This is a genomic window from Microbacterium sp. SD291 (genome assembly GCF_017355365.1).
In the GTDB taxonomy this organism is placed as follows: domain Bacteria; phylum Actinomycetota; class Actinomycetes; order Actinomycetales; family Microbacteriaceae; genus Microbacterium.
Map to the genome: position 1 here is coordinate 1 of NZ_JADIJR010000029.1, position 16,870 is coordinate 16,870.

General features: G+C 66.7%; 10 protein-coding genes. All 10 read left to right on the plus strand.

Features of this window, described 5'->3' with window-relative positions; genetic code table 11:
* The coding region (locus IPV10_RS13710; protein WP_207484749.1) for a nitrate reductase subunit alpha at nucleotides 1–2,829 on the plus strand (2,829 nt) is incomplete at its 5' end.
* Nucleotides 2,829–4,499, plus strand: coding sequence for a nitrate reductase subunit beta (gene narH / locus IPV10_RS13715; RefSeq protein WP_207484751.1), 1,671 nt, complete (start codon nucleotides 2,829–2,831; stop codon nucleotides 4,497–4,499). The genes IPV10_RS13710 and narH, both read left to right, overlap by 1 nt.
* On the plus strand, nucleotides 4,499–5,233 hold the full coding sequence (narJ, locus tag IPV10_RS13720; protein ID WP_207484753.1) for a nitrate reductase molybdenum cofactor assembly chaperone: 735 nt from the start codon (nucleotides 4,499–4,501) through the stop codon (nucleotides 5,231–5,233). Before narH ends, narJ begins: the two co-directional genes overlap by 1 nt.
* A 5-nt stretch (nucleotides 5,234–5,238) precedes the next feature.
* The gene (gene narI / locus IPV10_RS13725) at nucleotides 5,239–5,988 is read left to right on the plus strand and encodes a respiratory nitrate reductase subunit gamma (RefSeq protein WP_207484797.1); all 750 of its coding nucleotides are present in this window, start codon (nucleotides 5,239–5,241) and stop codon (nucleotides 5,986–5,988) included.
* A 541-nt stretch (nucleotides 5,989–6,529) separates the two neighbouring features.
* A complete protein-coding gene (locus tag IPV10_RS13730; RefSeq protein ID WP_207484754.1) occupies nucleotides 6,530–9,277 on the plus strand; it encodes an AAA family ATPase in 2,748 nt (915 codons plus the stop codon).
* Nucleotides 9,278–9,423: 146 nt separating this feature from the next.
* Nucleotides 9,424–12,840, plus strand: a complete 3,417-nt coding sequence (locus IPV10_RS13735) for a DEAD/DEAH box helicase (RefSeq protein WP_207484756.1) — start codon at nucleotides 9,424–9,426, stop codon at nucleotides 12,838–12,840.
* Nucleotides 12,841–12,858: 18 nt separating this feature from the next.
* Nucleotides 12,859–13,917, plus strand: a complete 1,059-nt coding sequence (locus IPV10_RS13740) for a hypothetical protein (protein ID WP_207484757.1) — start codon at nucleotides 12,859–12,861, stop codon at nucleotides 13,915–13,917.
* Between the two features lie 41 nt (nucleotides 13,918–13,958).
* Entirely contained in the window at nucleotides 13,959–14,750 is a 792-nt protein-coding gene (locus IPV10_RS13745; protein ID WP_207484759.1) for a GSU2403 family nucleotidyltransferase fold protein, read from the plus strand.
* A gap of 252 nt (nucleotides 14,751–15,002) precedes the next feature.
* Nucleotides 15,003–15,689, plus strand: coding sequence for a hypothetical protein (locus IPV10_RS13750; protein ID WP_207484760.1), 687 nt, complete (start codon nucleotides 15,003–15,005; stop codon nucleotides 15,687–15,689).
* Complete coding sequence (locus tag IPV10_RS13755) at nucleotides 15,637–16,824, plus strand: tyrosine-type recombinase/integrase (RefSeq protein ID WP_307861140.1); 1,188 nt, start codon at nucleotides 15,637–15,639, stop codon at nucleotides 16,822–16,824. Before IPV10_RS13750 ends, IPV10_RS13755 begins: the two co-directional genes overlap by 53 nt.
* Nucleotides 16,825–16,870: the final 46 nt, after the last annotated feature.

Genomic DNA, 16,870 nt, shown 5'->3' on the forward strand with positions numbered 1-16,870 from the left:
TTCGCCGACGAATGGGTCGCGCCCCACCCCGGCACCGACGCGGCGCTCGCGCTGGCGATGGGTCACGTCATCCTGAAAGAGCACTTCGTTGACAAGCGCACCGCGCGCTTCGAGGACTACATGCGGAGGTTCACCGACGCCCCCTATCTGGTCACACTCGAACCTCACGGGGACTCGCTGGTACCGGGCAAATTCCTCACGGCCGGAGATCTCGGCGGGAGGGATGCCGCGGTCCCTCGTGCCGAGTTCAAGACCGTGCTGCTGGACCAGAGCGGTTCGCCGGTCGTACCGAACGGCTCCCTCGGACACCGGTTCACTCTCGAGGACGAGGGCCTGTGGAATCTGGACCTGGGAGAGGTGGTGCCGCCGCTGTCACTGTCGGACCTCGCCGACACGACCGAGTCGACCGAGGTGCTTCTGCCTCGGTTCGACCTCGCTCCGGAGCCCGGAGGGGAGCACACCGGCGGCTCCGGCATCATCGCCCGAGGCGTGCCCGTGCGGCGTGTCGCGGGACGACTCGTGACGACGGTGTTCGACCTGCTGCTCGCGCAATACGGAGTGGCACGCCCGGGACTGCCGGGACAATGGCCCACCGGATACGACGACCCGTCGTCACCGGGAACACCCGCGTGGCAAGAGGAGATCACATCGGTCCCGGCCGCCCAGGCGATGCGGATCGGCCGCGAGTTCGCCGACAACGCCGACCGATCCGGCGGCCGTTCGATGATCCTCATGGGCGCGGGCACGAACCACTGGTTCCACTCCGACACGATCTACCGCACCTTCCTCGCGCTCACGACGATGACGGGGTGCCAGGGGGTCAACGGCGGCGGCTGGGCGCACTACGTCGGTCAGGAGAAGGTGCGTCCCATCACGGGCTACTCGCAGTACGCGACCGCGGGCGACTGGAACCGTCCTCCTCGTCAGCACATCGGCACCGCCTTCTGGTACCTGGCCAGCGACCAGTGGCGCTATGACGGCCTCCCCGCGGATCAGCTAGCCTCACCGCTCGCCCGCGGAAAGTTCGCGGATCGCACGACCGCGGACTGCCTCGTGGAGTCGGTCAAGCGGGGATGGATGCCGGCGTACCCCACGTTCTCGCGCAACCCGCTGGACCTGTGCGACGAGGCCGAGGCGGCGGGCAAGGAACCGGCCCAGCACATCGTCGACAGCCTCACCGACGGATCGCTCGAGTACGCCGTCGAGGATCCCGATGCCCCGGAGAACTTTCCGCGCATCGTCACCATCTGGCGCGCGAACGTGCTCGGCTCGTCGGGCAAGGGCAACGAGTACTTCCTCAAGCATCTGCTCGGCGCCGACGCGGCGATCCGCGCGTCCGAGACGCCCGAGGGCGCCCGTCCGCGCGATATGCGCTGGCGTGAGGAGGCGCCGCAGGGCAAGCTCGACCTGCTGCTGACGGCGGACTTCCGCATGACGAGCACGACGCTGTTCAGCGACATCGTGCTGCCGGCCGCGACCTGGTACGAGAAGCACGACCTCTCGTCCACCGACATGCATCCGTTCATCCACGCGTTCAGCCCCGCGATCAACCCGCCGTGGCAGACGCGAACGGACTTCGACATGTTCGGCGCCATCGCCGAGCGCTTCAGCGAGCTCGCCGTGACACACCTCGGCGTGCGGCGCGACATCGTCGCCTCGCCGCTGCAGCACGACAGCGTGGACGCCATGGCGACCCCGCACGGCACCATCCGGGACGACCTGCCGCTGGTGCCGGGGCAGACGATGGCCAAGCTCATCATCGTGGAGCGCGACTACCCGAACCTCTACGAGAAGTGGAAAGCACTCGGTCCACTCACCGCGAAGCTCGGAATGACGACGAAGGCCATCACTTATCGTCCCGACCAGGAGATCGACCACCTCGCGCACGTCAACGGAACAGTGAAGGCCGGTCCGTATGCAGGGTCGGTGCGACTGGACACCGACAAGCGGGTCTGCGAGATGATCCTCGCGTTCTCGGGAACAAGCAACGGCCGCCTCGCGGTGCAGGGCTTCCGCGAGCTGGAGAAACGCACCGGGCAGCGCATCGCGCAGCTCGCCGAGGACCACGAGGGCGCGCACATCACCTTCGCCGACGTCCAAGTGCAGCCGCGCAGCGTCATCACGTCCCCCGAGTGGTCGGGCTCCGAACACGGCGGCAGACGCTACACGGCGTTCGCGATCAACGTCGAGCATCTGAAGCCGTGGCACACCCTCACCGGTCGCCAGCACTTCTACCTCGATCACGACTGGATCGAGGAGCTCGGCGAGAACCTCCCGACCTTCCGGCCGCCGCTGGACATGCACCGTCTCTTCGGCGATGCCCAGGTCGGCGCGACGAAGCGCATCGCCGGGCCAGGCGCGCCGGGGCAGATGGAGGTCTCGGTGCGGTACCTGACACCGCATTCGAAGTGGTCGATCCACTCCGAGTACCAGGACAACCTGTTCATGCTGTCGCTCAGTCGCGGCGGCCCGACGATCTGGATGAGCGCACAGGATGCCGCGAAGATCGGCGTCCGCGACAACGACTGGATCGAGTCGTACAACCGGAACGGCGTCGTCGTCGCACGCGCGATCGTCTCGCACCGGATGCCGGAAGGCACCGTGTACATGTACCACGCGAAGGACCGCACTGTGGATGTGCCCATCTCCGAGATGAGCGGCCAGCGCGGGGGCATACATAACTCACTCACCCGCATCCTCCTCAAGCCCAGTCATCTGATCGGCGGGTACGCGCAGCTCACCTGGGCATTCAACTATCTGGGCCCGACCGGCAATCAGCGCGACGAGATCACGACGATCCGGCGCCGCAGCCAAGAGGTGGAGTACTGATGAAGGTCATGGCCCAGATGTCGATGGTGATGAACCTCGACAAGTGCATCGGATGCCACACCTGTTCGGTGACATGCAAGCAGGCGTGGACGAATCGCACCGGAGTCGAGTACGTGTGGTTCAACAACGTCGAGACCCGGCCCGGCGTCGGGTACCCGCGCGGCTATGAGGACCAGGAGAAGTGGGGCGGCGGCTGGGTGCTCAACAAGCGCGGCCGCCTCAAGCTGCGCAGCGGCGGGCGCCTGGCCAAGCTGTCACGGATCTTCTCCAACCCGAAGCTGCCCGAGATCCATGACTACTACGAGCCGTGGACGTACGACTACGACATGCTCCTGAATGCGCCGCGCGGCGCACAGGTGCCCGTCGCCCGTCCGAAGAGTCTGCTGACCGGCGAGAACATGAAGATCTCCTGGTCAGCCAACTGGGACGACAACCTCGGCGGATCGCTCGAGACGATGCAGGACGACCCGATTCTGAAGAAGATGAGCGAGTCGGTGAAGGCCGAGTTCGAGAAGGCCTTCATGTTCTACCTGCCGCGCATCTGCGAGCACTGCCTCAACCCGTCGTGTGTGGCGTCATGCCCTTCCGGGGCGATGTACAAGCGTGCCGAAGACGGCATCGTCCTCGTCGATCAGGACGCGTGCCGAGGCTGGCGCATGTGCGTCTCGGGGTGTCCCTACAAGAAGGTCTACTTCAACCACAAGACCGGCAAGGCCGAGAAGTGCACGATGTGCTACCCGCGCATCGAGGTCGGCCTCCCGACCGTGTGTTCCGAGACCTGCGTCGGGCGGCTGCGCTATCTCGGCCTGGTCCTCTACGACGCCGATCGTGTCGCCGAAGCGGCGAGCGTCGAAGACGACAAGGACCTCCTGATGGCGCAACGCCAGATCATCCTCGACCCGCATGACCCCGCCGTCATCGAAGGGGCCCGGCAGGGAAACATCCCGGAGGACTGGATCGAGGCGGCTCAGCGCAGCCCCATCTGGAAGCTGATGCAGTACGAGGTCGCACTCCCGCTGCACCCCGAGTACCGCACGATGCCCATGGTCTGGTACATCCCCCCGCTGTCTCCCGTCGTGGACGTCGTCTCGGGCTCCGGCAATGACGGAGAAGACGCGCGCACGCTATTCGCGGCGATCGACAAGCTCCGCATCCCGATCGGCTATCTGGCCGAGCTGTTCACCGCCGGCGACATCGCACCCGTCGATCATGCTCTCCGTCGTCTCGCCGCCATGCGGTCCTATGTGCGCGGCATCAACCTCGACGACGAGCGTGACGAGCGCATCGCCCGCGCAGTCGGGATGACCGGCACCCAGATCGAGGAGATGTACCGGCTGCTCGCGATCGCGAAGTACGAGGATCGCTACGTCATCCCTTCGGCCCACACCGAACAGGCGCACGCGCTGGAGGAGATGGCCTGCTCGCTCGATTACGAAGACGGACCGGGAATGGGGGGCGCCGGGCCGTTCGGATCCTCCAGCGGCAAACCGGTGCCGGTGGCGGTGGAGAACTTCCACGTGCTCCAGAACCGCCAGACCGCGGACCGCCCCTCGTCTCCGGGTCGGGTGAACCTGCTCAACTGGGACGGCAACGGCTCGGCGGATGGGCTGTTCCCGCCCGCAGCCGACGGCACGGCGCACGACACCGGCCAGGCAAAGGCAGAGTCGTGATGCGCACCCCGTTCACGAGCTCCGGTCCGGTCACCACCGTCACCCGGGTGACCCCCCGCACGGCCCTTCCCCCCGAACTGCCGGCACTGCGGCTGTCGGAGGAGAACCGGGCCCGGACGCACATGCTGGTGTCCCTGCTGCTGGATTATCCGGATGCCGCGTGGTTCAGGCGCCTGCACGCGTTGCGCGATCATCTGGTCGGCCTGCCGCCCGAGATCCGGTCGCCGCTGATTCAGTTCATAGAGCGTGCCGAGCGCGAAGGAGAGACGTCATGGCAACGCCTCTACGTGACCACGTTCGACCTGAAACGCAAGTGCAGCCTCTACATCAGCTACTACTCGACGGGCGACACGCGCCGCCGCGGGACCGCACTCGTCACTTTCCTCGAGGCCTATCGCGCGGCCGGGTGGGAGTTCGACGCCGCCGACCTGCCGGACTATCTGCCGGCGGTCCTGGAGTTCTCGGCGAGGTCCTCGTCCCCCATCGCCGGTGCGCTCATCGCGTCCCACCGCGAGGGCGTCGAAGTCCTGCGGGCTGCGCTGGAGGGCCTCGACAGCCCCTGGGCACTCCTGATCCGGGTGGTGACCCTGTCACTTCCGCCGATCGACGCGCGCACGCGTGAGCGGTTCCTCGATCTCGTCAATGAAGGGCCGCCCACCGAGACCGTCGGGTTGAGCTTCCTGGGCAATCTGCCGACGTTCGCCCCGGTCACGCAGAGAGGGGCTGCCTCGTGAACACGATGTCGTTCATCCTGTGGGTGGCCGTGCCGTATGCGGCGATCGCCGTCTTCATCGTCGGTCACCTCTGGCGCTATCGGTACGACAAGTTCGGCTGGACGACCCGTTCGAGCCAGACGTATGAGAACCGCCTCCTGCGGTGGGGATCGCCGATGTTCCACCTCGGCATCCTGATGGTCCTCGCAGGACACGTGGTGGGCCTGCTCGTGCCCCGGGAGTGGCTATACGCGATCGGCATCTCCGAGGAGATCTACCACTTCGGTGCCACGACCCTGGGAACGCTCGCCGCCGTGCTCACGCTCGCCGGTCTAGGCATCCTCATCTATCGCCGCCGAACCGTCGGACCCGTCTTCCTGGCCACGACGGTCATGGACAAGGTCATGTACGTCTTCCTCGCAGCCACACTCGGTTTCGGCACGCTCGCGACCGTCGTCTACCAGGTGTTCGGCGGCGGCTTCCACTACCGCGAGACGATCTCTCCGTGGATCCGCAGCATCCTGTTCTTCCAGCCCCAGCCGGAGCTCATGACGGAAGTCCCGCTCATCTTCCAACTGCACGTCCTCACCGCTTTCGCGCTGATCGCGCTGTGGCCGTTCACCCGCCTTGTGCACGTGTTCTCCGCGCCCGTCGGCTATCTCTTCCGCCCCTACATCGTCTATCGCTCGCGTGACGACGGCCGCGGCGCGCGCACCCCGCGGCGCGGATGGGACCCTGTGAAGGCACCTGATCCGGAGCGACTCCGAAAGCTCTGACTCAGAACAGACTGGTCAGGCGCGACTCAAGCCCGATCACTGGGTTCGACAACGGAGTAGAGCAGACGACCAGGCGGTGCCGTGACCGGAACAAGCGATCGCCCGAGTTCGACGATGGCTGGATCGCCCATTTTCAAGCGCAGAGTCCGGAACGACCCAGCTCTGCATGGCTGGCTCACTCAGGCCTCCATGCACAGTCGACCGCTGTCTGCAGTCCGACCCCGCCCACAAGATGGTTGGCCAGCGCGACGCCAACGTTTCGGTGTCGGCGGTCCGCAACATGCGGCACCGCCCAGGAGGCGGATGACCGCCAGACCTGCCAGCACTGGTCTTCGCGGTTAGGAGGGAGCATCATGCGGGGCGAGTACACCGCTCGAAAGTGATCCGACATAGCGGCAGAACACGCTCGCGGCGAAACGACACCCGACCCGCGCGGCCAGCTTTGCGAGGCGAGCAGTGGCGAACGAAGAGGCGAACGAAGAGGCAATGCACGTAGGCACCATGCCTGGTGGTGACATGACTACGCATGTATCCTGGCTCCATGAGAGGCGGGCTGCGGAGCTGGAAGCGGGGAGTGGCTGGCCGCGGCATCCGCAATGCCATCTCTTACGCGTTCGACGGAAGCTGTGATGCGCACGTCACCTCAGCCGCCGGCGCGACATCCGCACTCAGCTATAGCGGCGGCGAGGTCGTCTCGCGGTTCACGGTAGTCAACGGATCAATCGCTCGCGACACACTCGACCCTGGGCAGCTTCGGCACTGGATCGAGGGTGCGGATCCTCAGACGGGGGCGCAGCGCGGCAGGCCGCACTGCCTCGACAACGCCGACCTCCTTCTCGACGGCACCATCAACTTTCCGAAGTCATACAGCATCGCGGCCCTGCTCGATCCCGAGCTCGCCGCCGAGTTCGAGGCTCTCCAGGATCGGATGCGTGACCTGACCATCACGCAGTGGCAGCGCGAGCTCAACGCGCGGCGCGGGCATGGCGGCAGCATCCGTGAAGACATCGCCAGGCTCGAAGTCGTCGAGCTGCAGCACCGGCGTTCGCGGGCGCTCGACCCGCACATCCACCGCCACCTATGGCTGAACATGAAGGTGCAGGGGGTCGACGGCCAGTGGTCGAGTCTCGACTCGCGTGTGGCGATGAAGCTCCACACCGTGATCAACGCCGAGGGTGAGCTCGCTGCGCGCACCGATCCGCGGTGGGTCGAGGCACTCGCTGCCCACGGGTACACGCTCGATGACGACGGTGAGATCGCGCAGCTCGCGCACGTGGTCCGCCCACTGTCGCGGCGCTCGAACAAGATCGAGCGCAATCGCACATGTCTTGTCGCAGAGTGGCGGAGCGGGCACCCGGGTCGTGAGCCGGGCGCCGCCGACCTCAAGCACATCGACTCGCTCGCGTGGGCGCAGGGTCGGCCGGGCAAGCCCACTCACGTCGACGAGGGGGAGTGGGAGGTGCGTGTGCGCGCCGAGCTTGCCGACATCGATCCCCTGCTGCTCTGGCACCGCAGCCCTGTGCGCCTCGAGCCGACCGCGATCGCCGACCTCGACCGGGACCTTCTCGCGCAGATGGCGATTGTGGATGCCGACACCCGGTCGGTTGGGAGCAGCGGTCGGTTCTCGCGGTGGGACGTGCGCGCGGGAGCGTTACGGGCCCTATCTCGCAGCGGAGTGACCGCCGACCGCGCTGTCCTCGACGAGCTGATCGACGATGTGGTCGTGCGGGCGCTCGACGACACCCTCGACCTCGTGCCCGACGACACGTCCAAGCAGCCGCACATCAAGGCCCTGATGGCGTCGGAGACCGTTCTTCTCAAACTCCGTGTTGGCAATCGGTTTGCCGGGCTGGCCGCGCCCGGTGCCCTGCCGCGCAAAGAGCAGATGCGCGCCATCGCGCGCCGACACGCGGGCGACCGGGGCGAGCTTGACGATGCGCAGCTTGCCGCGGCATCCGCCATCGCGGGCACCAGCCGCCTCGTCTCGATCACCGGTCCCGCGGGATCGGGCAAGACGACACTCCTCCGCGTTGCCCGGGATGCGCTCACCCTGCAGCGCCGAGCCGTCGTGTTCGTTGCGCCCACGAAGAAGGCTGCGATCGTCGCGGAGCGTGAGGTCGGGGTAACGGCGTCGAGTCTGCATGCGCTGCTCGCGGACTATGGGTGGCGATGGGAACCCGGCCCGGCAGGCGGTCAGCGCTGGTCGCGTCTCGGCGTCGGGGACGTCGACGAGGCTACCGGCCGGCGACATCTCGGGCCTCAGCGGTTCGCATTGCGGCGCGGCGATCGGATCGTCGTCGACGAGGCCGGGATGGTCGACCTGCAGAGCGCGGACGCTCTCGGCATGGTGCTCGAGGAGACCGGCGCGGGGATCGTGATGATCGGCGACCCGCGCCAAGCCGCGCCGGTCGGACACGTCGGCGCGATGGCCCTGCTCACGCGCCACGCCGATCAGGTCGTCGAGCTCCGTTCTGTGCACCGCTTCGCGGATCGGGCCTACGGGGAGCTCACGCTGCGGCTGCGGGAGGTGTCGACGCCGCACGAGGCGACAACGGTCGCCGAGGAGCTCGAAGCCGGCGGTCACGTCATGCGAGTCAGCAGCACGGATGCTGCGCACGACGCGATGGTCGGTGCATGGTTCGAGCGGGTCGGCCGTGGTGAGCGGGTCGCGCTCGTCGTCGCGACCAACGACGACGCCGACGCGATCAGCGAGGCGATTCAGCAACGCCGGCTCGAGGCGGGTGAACTGGCGACGGATGCTGTCGCCCTCGGACGCGGCGGACAGCGGATGCTCGTCGGCGACGTCATCCAGACGAGACGCAACGATCGTGCCGCCGACGTGCAGAACCGAGCGACCTGGGTCATCACCGGCATCGACGACGATCGGATCTCGCTCGCGAACGTCACCGACTCGACCGAGCGGCGGTGGATACCGGCCGAATACGCGGCCGAGCATGCCCACCTCGCGTACGCCTCGACGGTGCACGGCATCCAGGGCGAGACGGTGGACGCGTCGATCGTCGGCCCCGGCGTCGATGCCGCCGGACTATATGTCGGGCTCACGCGGGGGCGGCGGTGGAACGAGGCGATGGTGGTCGCCGGCTCGGCGGATGCTGCTCGCACGGAAGTGGCCGCCGCGATGGGACGGGGAGTGCTTGAGCCCACGATCGAGGACTCGCGGCGAGCCGCGCAGATCGACCTCAGCCGCGCCGCGCGGCGGTTCGTAGCGCCCGATGCGACGGGTTCGGTGCCACAGCCGACGACGAGCCGCGGCGGACTCGGGCTGTAGCAAAGGCTGAGGGGCCTCAGCTTTCGCAGGGCCCCTCAGGGTGGAGCACCGAACCGCCAGACGTCCAGTGGTGTGCGCCGGAGCCTAGCGCGGAGGCCGTCCACGAGCCCTAGCCCGATACGCTTTCCCGGAATGGGGGAGTGTGCGTGAGTCCGGCTGGGGAGCCTCGACGGCTATCGAACTACGGCGAGGGCGCCGACCTACTCGTCGCGCTGACCGAAGCCATCGCAACGGCGCGCACTCGCCTGTGGGTGAAGGTGCCCTGGTGGGATGCCTCGCCCGTCGCTCGTCGGCTCCTCGACGCAGTACTCACCGCGAAACGCCGCGGCGTCGACGTCAAGGTGCTCTGCCGACCTGAGTCGTCGAACGACGCGGTCGCGCGCGAGCTGCGCAGGGCCGCGGTCCCGGTCGTGGCGGTGCGATACATCCACGAGAAGGAAATGCTGTCCGACTCAGTTGCGATCACACACTCGATGAACTTCACCGCTTCGGAAATCGCTCGCAACCAGAATTCCGGATTCCTCTACACAGAGCCGGTGATGGTCGAGGCAGTTGAGCTCGGATTCGCGTCTCTTCTCGACAAGGCGACCGCGGTCGCTGAGGGTGATGAAGCCTGGACGCCTGCATCGACGCTCATTCCACCTCAGCTACGGAAGTATCTCGACCAGTTCGACCGTTTGAATCCCCTGCAGTCAATGGCGGTGCCGGTGGTGCTGTCAACGACGGGGCATGTGATGGTGGTCGCGCCTACGAGCTCGGGCAAGACGCTCATCGGCGAGGTCGCTGCGCTGCGATCGATCGTGTCCGACGGCAAGCCTGCGGTGTGGCTTTTGCCGGCACGCGCCTTGGCTGCCGAGGTCGCGGAGATCGCGCGCCGGTGGAACGCTCACGGCATCCGCACGATCGAGCTGACCGGTGAGACCAACATGTCGAGCGACGCGGTCAAACAGGCTCAGCTGTGGGTAGCGACGACGGAGAAGTTCGAGGCGCTGTATCGGCGAGCGTCGTTGAAGGACGTCGTTGGACGGATTGGATGCCTGATCATCGACGAGGTGCATCTCGTGGGTGATTCGACCCGCGGCGCGACGCTCGAGTCGCTTATCGCACGCCTGCGCGTCGCCGAGGGACGCACTCGGATCGTCGCGCTGTCCGCGACAGTATCGAACGCAGACGAACTGGCGGCGTGGTTTCACGCGGATTTGGTGCGTTCCACGTGGCGGCCGACTGTGCTGACCACGCAACTCGTTCCGTACGACGTGCCCGCGCACGGCAAACGCGAACAGTATGAAGCCGCGAAGGATGACGTCGTCGTTCCCCTGCTGCGGAGCCTCGTCGGCGGCAACCTGGGCAGCGACTCTGCGGCGGAAGACAGCGGCTCGGCGGTATCCAGTGCCGTGGTGTTCTGCGGGAGTAAGGCGGGCGTCCTGCGTACGGCGGCGCGTGCGGCGGGAGTGCCGTTCCGAAACGTCGATCTCGAGACGGTTGTCGAGGCGTGCTTTCGCCATGGAGTCGGCATCCATTTTCGCGACGCGCCCCGCGCAGGACGTGCGCTCGATGAGTTTCGGGCGCGTCGGCTTCGGGTGCTCGTTGCAACATCGGGACTGTCTACGGGGGTCAACACGCCAGCCAAGTTCGTGATCATTCGCGATCTCGAGCTGGGGATGTCGCCGCTCGAGGTAAGCCAAGCGCAGCAGATGTTCGGCCGGGCCGGACGGGCTGGGCAGGAGCCCGAGGGCTTCGGGTTCATGCTGGTGCCACGCGCCGATGAAGCCGCCTGGAAGGTGAAGCTCAGCGACGGGTATGCCGCGAACAGTCGGATCACGACTCAACTCGGCGATGCGATCCTTGCGGAGCTGTTGCTCGGATCAGTCGTCGATAGATCGAGTGCTCGGTCGTGGTTCGAGCAGACGCTCGCATTCGCTCAGAACCGCGCGGCCGCCGACATCGATGAAGTCATCGACAACTTGCTGCAGCGCGGCTTCGCGACAGAGATCGATGGACAGCTCACACCGACCGAGATCGGGATGCTGACGTCTCGCCTCATGATCGACGTTGAATCCGCTGGCGAGCTGCTTCGCACGCTTGCGGCTCTTCCTCTACCGGCGTCGGCTGATGAGGCCGAGGAGCTCGTCGTGCAGGCCGTCGCCACAGCTGCCACATCGCTGCGCGAACGCCCGGTCAACGAGCGCACCTACACCGACTATGTCGATCAGCTGCTGACGGACTGGTCGCCACGTGTGGTCGCTCGCGCAGGCAAATGGTTCGGCGCGCGAGTCTGCATGGCGGCCGCCCAACTCGTGTTGCGCGCCCCTGCTCGAGTCCGCGAGAGCCCACCCGTAGGCGTGTCGATGACTGAGTTCCGTCGCGCGGCGGACGACATGCCCCGTTACCTCGCATGGGTCGCAGCGCTCGGATATGTGGATGCCTCAACCTGGGCACCCGCGGTCGCAGGCGACCTCGCCCGTCGGCTGACCTGGTCGCACCTTGCACCCCACCCCGAACGCGGAGCGGGTCGATTGCTGTGGATGTTGGAGCGGATGCTGGAACCCCAGCACCATCGCGACAGGATGCAAGACCTCTGGCGGCGCGCTCGCGCGGCGGGGTTCACCTCGCCCGACGGAATCAAGGCGCGCCCGCGCGACGTCGACGTCACCGCCGAAGGATTCATGGAGATTGTCGGCTCGCGTGCGGAGTTCCGCATCGAACCGCTGATCGATCTCGAGCTGACCTACCGGACACCCAATACACAAGCGCGCGTCACCGCCTTGAGCAACACCGGCACGAGCCGTGCGATTGCCAGCACGCGACCCGCACATGGGCCGATCGACCTCGTTCTGCCGCCGCGATCCTTCGGCAGGGTGGCAGCGGATGTGTTCCTCTACACCCGCGACGGCGACTTCAGCTACGCGAGTCTCGCCACGGACATTCCGGCGACTGCGTCGGTGACCCCGTTGGAGGAGGCCACGGGCCTGATCGACGACCTTCCCGAGGTCCACGCAGTCCTCAGCCACGCGCACGGCGTCCGTCGTCTGTTCCAGGGCGAACGGAAGCGCCTGCGCGACAGCATCCGGCCCCTGATCGGCCCTGATCCGCGGTTGACGGCGCTCGCGCGTGCACTTTCCGAGCACTACAGCGAACCAGACGCCGCGGTTGTCGCGATGCGGAACAACCTGCGTGCCCTGCTTCGGAACTCGAGCCGCACTGATCTCAGGTCACCGCATGCGGTGCTTCGCGCGCGCGAAGCATCGGAGGCGGAGGTGCAGGTCACGATGGCGGCCCTTCTGGCGTCACTCCAAATGGCTTCCGGCATCGCGACAGCGGAGGGGCATCCGCTCGCCGTGGTTCAGCTGAACGACGTGTGGGCTCTTGCAGGACCCCTCCACGCGCAGCCCGGCCGGATCGAGCCGCTCCTCCCCGCCGTGCTCCCAAGGCAGATCGAAACAGTATCGATGCCTGCCGCGCCGAGCGGGGGCGTAGCGGCACCCAGGTGTGAGTGGATGGCGGAGTTCGCTCCGCGTGCACCTGGTCCAGATGCGGCGTACGGATTGACCGCTGTTCCGTAAAGCGATATGTTCCACGTTATGCGCAACACAGCTTTTTATGGAACAGACGAACTCCTCCAAGGCTTCACCGAAGCTCTGGAGGCTACAGGCGTGCGCCCGACGCCTGTTGACCGGTCCACCGGTCGCGGCGGTGCCGATGCGGTCCTGGCGGCGCAGGTCGGGGCCGCATCAATCGCGCTCGACATCGAAGTGAAGCTGAATTCGCCGCGATCCCGCGCTGACGTGCGCCGGCTGCGAGAGGCCGGGACGGGCGTCGTCAGCGTGCTCGTCGCTCCGTTCCTATCGCCCCCGGTACGCGACGAACTCGAGCGTCGTGGGTGGTCGTATTGGGATGCGACCGGCAACATGCTCATCCGCAGCACCGAACCCGCGGTGTGGATCGACCGCGCCGGCGCATCACGCAACCCCGAACCCGCCGTGAGCACAGGCGCGCAGCGCCTGCGGTCGCTGAAGGGGAAGGCGGCCTCGGAGGTCATCGTCCAGCTGCTGAGGGTCGGGAGTGCAGCATCCGTGCGGGAACTCGCGCGCGATACCGGTGCCGGCGTGGGGACGGTCAGTCGAGTGATAGACCTTCTGCGCGGCGACGAAGTCGTCGACGTGAGCTCCGGAGGCATCCGCGTGCCCGACCGTATTGCGCTCGCTCGACGATGGGCGCAGGACTACGGATTCGAGAGCACCTTCAAACCGGCGCGATACCTCTCGCTGCTGGGCGAGGAAGTCGCGCTCGATCGTCTACAGCGATCGGACCTTCGATTCGCGGTCACCGGCAGCCGCGCAGCATCCACCGACTTCGCGCAGAGTGGTCGGGTGGCGCCTTTGCCCGCCACAGGCGTGTGGCTCTATTCCGACGACGTGAAAGGCGTGGAGCGTGCCATGGACCTTGCGCCCGATAGACGCGGGAGCATTCTGATCGCGGACTGCGAGTTCCTCAGTGACGCGAGGGAAGGCGTGCAAGACACCGATCCCCCGATCGCACGCTCGTGGCGGATCATCGGAGACCTGTTGGCGGCCGGAGGGCGAATGACCGCCCTGGGCGAGGACCTCGCAGTCCTTCGTGCACGGGAGGCCTCCGAGTGACCCCGGAGAACGCCAGCCCCGAGTACGTTGCCGCGCGTCGAGTGCTGCTCGACGCGCTCGAGTCGCTCCGGCCGCACCTCGACGCGATCGTGCTCGTCGGCGCACAAGCCGTCTACCTGCACGCGCCGCTCGGCGACCCGCGGCCGACTTACACGACCGACGCCGATCTCGCGCTCGATCCCGAACTGCTCGCCGCCCATCCCGACATCGCACAATCGCTCCTCGACTTCGGGTTCACGCCCTCGGCTTCCGGGAATCCGGGCAGCTGGATGTCGGCCGATGGGATCGTGGTCGATCTGATGGTGCCGCAGGGGGCGACGAGCCCCAGCTCGCGGCGTACGGCTCCACTCCCAGGTCACGGCTCTCGCACCGCGCGCCGAACTCGCGGGCTCGAGGTCGCTCTCTACGACAATGTGCCGATGGCGCTGGCGGCGCTGGAGCCGAGCGATCCACGCGTAGTCCGCGTGCGGGTCGCCGGCCCCGCGGCGCTCGTGGTCGCGAAGGCGATCAAGATCCAGGAGCGTGTCGACGCTGACCGACGTGATCGGCTGTCCTCGAAGGATGCCGGCGACCTCCTGCGCCTGTTGCGAAACGTCTCCGCTGAGTCAATCGGGCGTTCGCTGAGGGATCTGACCAGCCAGCGGGCTGAGATTCTTCCAATCGTGACAGCTGCGCTCGACTGGCTCGACGGTCAACTGGCCGAGGGCTCACCGCTGTCGCAGCTCGCGATCGACGATCGCGCCGGCGTTGAGGATCCCACTCAAGTATCTGTCGCGATGCGGACACTTACCGGTCGCTTGCTCGTCGCGTACCGAACCGGCGGCGACTATTAGTTCGTCATCAGTCCGCGTACACGCGCGACTCTCCATCCACGCGGTCACCTCGGGCCGACCCCGCGGTAGCGCAGCTGCGCGATCGCCGCCTTCGTCATCGGACCGCTTGTAGAGGATCGTCTTCGCGGACAGGCGATAGAACTTCGTCGGCATCCATCTCGACCTCCTTGCGTCATCATGTCACCGATACGCATACCATAGAATCCTTGCCTAGCCGTGTCAATAGGGCGCAACTTGTGCAAGGATGCAAGCGTGCAGAATCTGGTGAGGACATCGGGTAAAGGCATCCTTGTTCCGCCCGGCATCCGGTTGCGTCCAACTATCGTCGCAGCGATTCCCACACCGCTCGGCGGACTCGGACCGGAGGATGACGAGGGTCTCGCTCGGGCTAACTTTCGGCTCGAGTACTCCGAGGCGAAGGGACGATATGAGATCGCTGCCTTCGGCATTGACCGACGCAGTACGCCGATTGAGATCACCGGTGCGTTCTGGCGCACTGTGCGAGTGCACTCGATCGTGCGCCCGGCGATCGAGTTGGCCCTCCCATCGTGGACCTGGCCGATCTCCGCGCTGCGGACGCCGCGGGTGTCGGATGAGCCAATCGGCGCGCCACGATTCGAGGCTCAGCCGGAGGACGGACTGCTTCTCGCCGCAACCGCGTATCGGATTGCGGAGATCTCGAACGAGAATCCCGCACTCGCAGTGGCAGAGACTCTCGGCCTCAAGCAGCGGACCGCAACCAACTGGGTGCAGCGGGCCCGCGCGGCGGGCTACATGACAGCCTCCGCGCACGAGAGTGCCGCGCGGCGCATCGCTGCAGAGATCGAGAGGACGAACCCGATCACTCTCCCCTCCGAGGAAGAGCTCGCGCGGCGCATCGTATGGAGTGCCGAGCAACTCGAGTTCGAACGCACGGCGGTGTTCTATGGGGACGATTGAGGCCTACGAGACCGCGGCCGGCAAGCGCTACCGCGTGCGCTATCGCACGCCCGATCATCGGCAGACCGACAAGCGTGGGTTCCGCACCAAGCGCGACGCGGACCTCTTTCTCGCCACCGTCGAGGTGTCCAAAGCGACGGGAGAGTACATCGAGCCGGCGCGGGCGCGCACGACGATCGCCGAGCTGGGGCCCGGATGGCTGGAGGCCAAGCGATCGCGGCTGAAGCCGTCGAGCTACCGTGCGATTGACGATGCGTGGCGTGTCTACGTGATGCCACGGTGGGGCTCGACCCCGGTGTCAGCGATCAATCACAGCGATGTGCGCACGTGGGTGTCGCAGCTCGCGGCCGGCACCGCCAAGGCGAACCGGCGCGACCACATCCGCACGCGCGCACAGGGCGCCCGTCCGAAGAGTGCGACGGTGGTGATCCGCGCGCACGGTGTGCTGGCATCCGTGCTCGATATCGCAGTCAAGGATCGACGCATCCCAAACAACCCCGCTCGCGGCGTCGACAACTTGCCCCGCAAGCACCGCAAAGCCCATCGATACCTCAGCCACGAGCAGATCGAGCGTCTCGCCGTGGCCTCGGGCGAGAATTCGACGCTCGTGTACGTCGCCGCCTACACCGGGCTGCGTTGGGGAGAGCTGACCGCGTTGCGCGTGCGCGATGTGGATGCCTTGCGCCGGCGCCTTGCGGTGAACGAGAACGCCGTCCGCGTCGGCGCTGACATCCACGTCGGATCGCCCAAGACGCACGAGGTGCGATCGGTGCCGTACCCGGAGTTCCTCGAACTGCCGATCGCGAAGCTCTGCGAGGGCAAGACGCGCGAAATGATCCTGTTCGGTGACGGGCTCGGCTACTTCGGTCGGCCGCGGTCCTCGGGCGCATCGCGGTCCTGGTTCATGACGGCGCTCGAGGATGCCGGCCTCGAACGCATGACAATCCACGACCTGCGCCACACCGCGGCATCGCTGGCGATCAGCTCCGGAGCGAACGTAAAGGCGGTGCAGCGGATGCTAGGGCACGCGTCCGCCGCGATGACTCTCGATGTCTACGCCGACCTATTCGACGACGACCTCGACACGGTGTCGGTATCTCTGAACGACGCCCGGAACGCTGCGATCGCGCGCTGAGCACACGGCGATTGTCGGACATCGCCGGGGCAGCGCACGTCGTCTC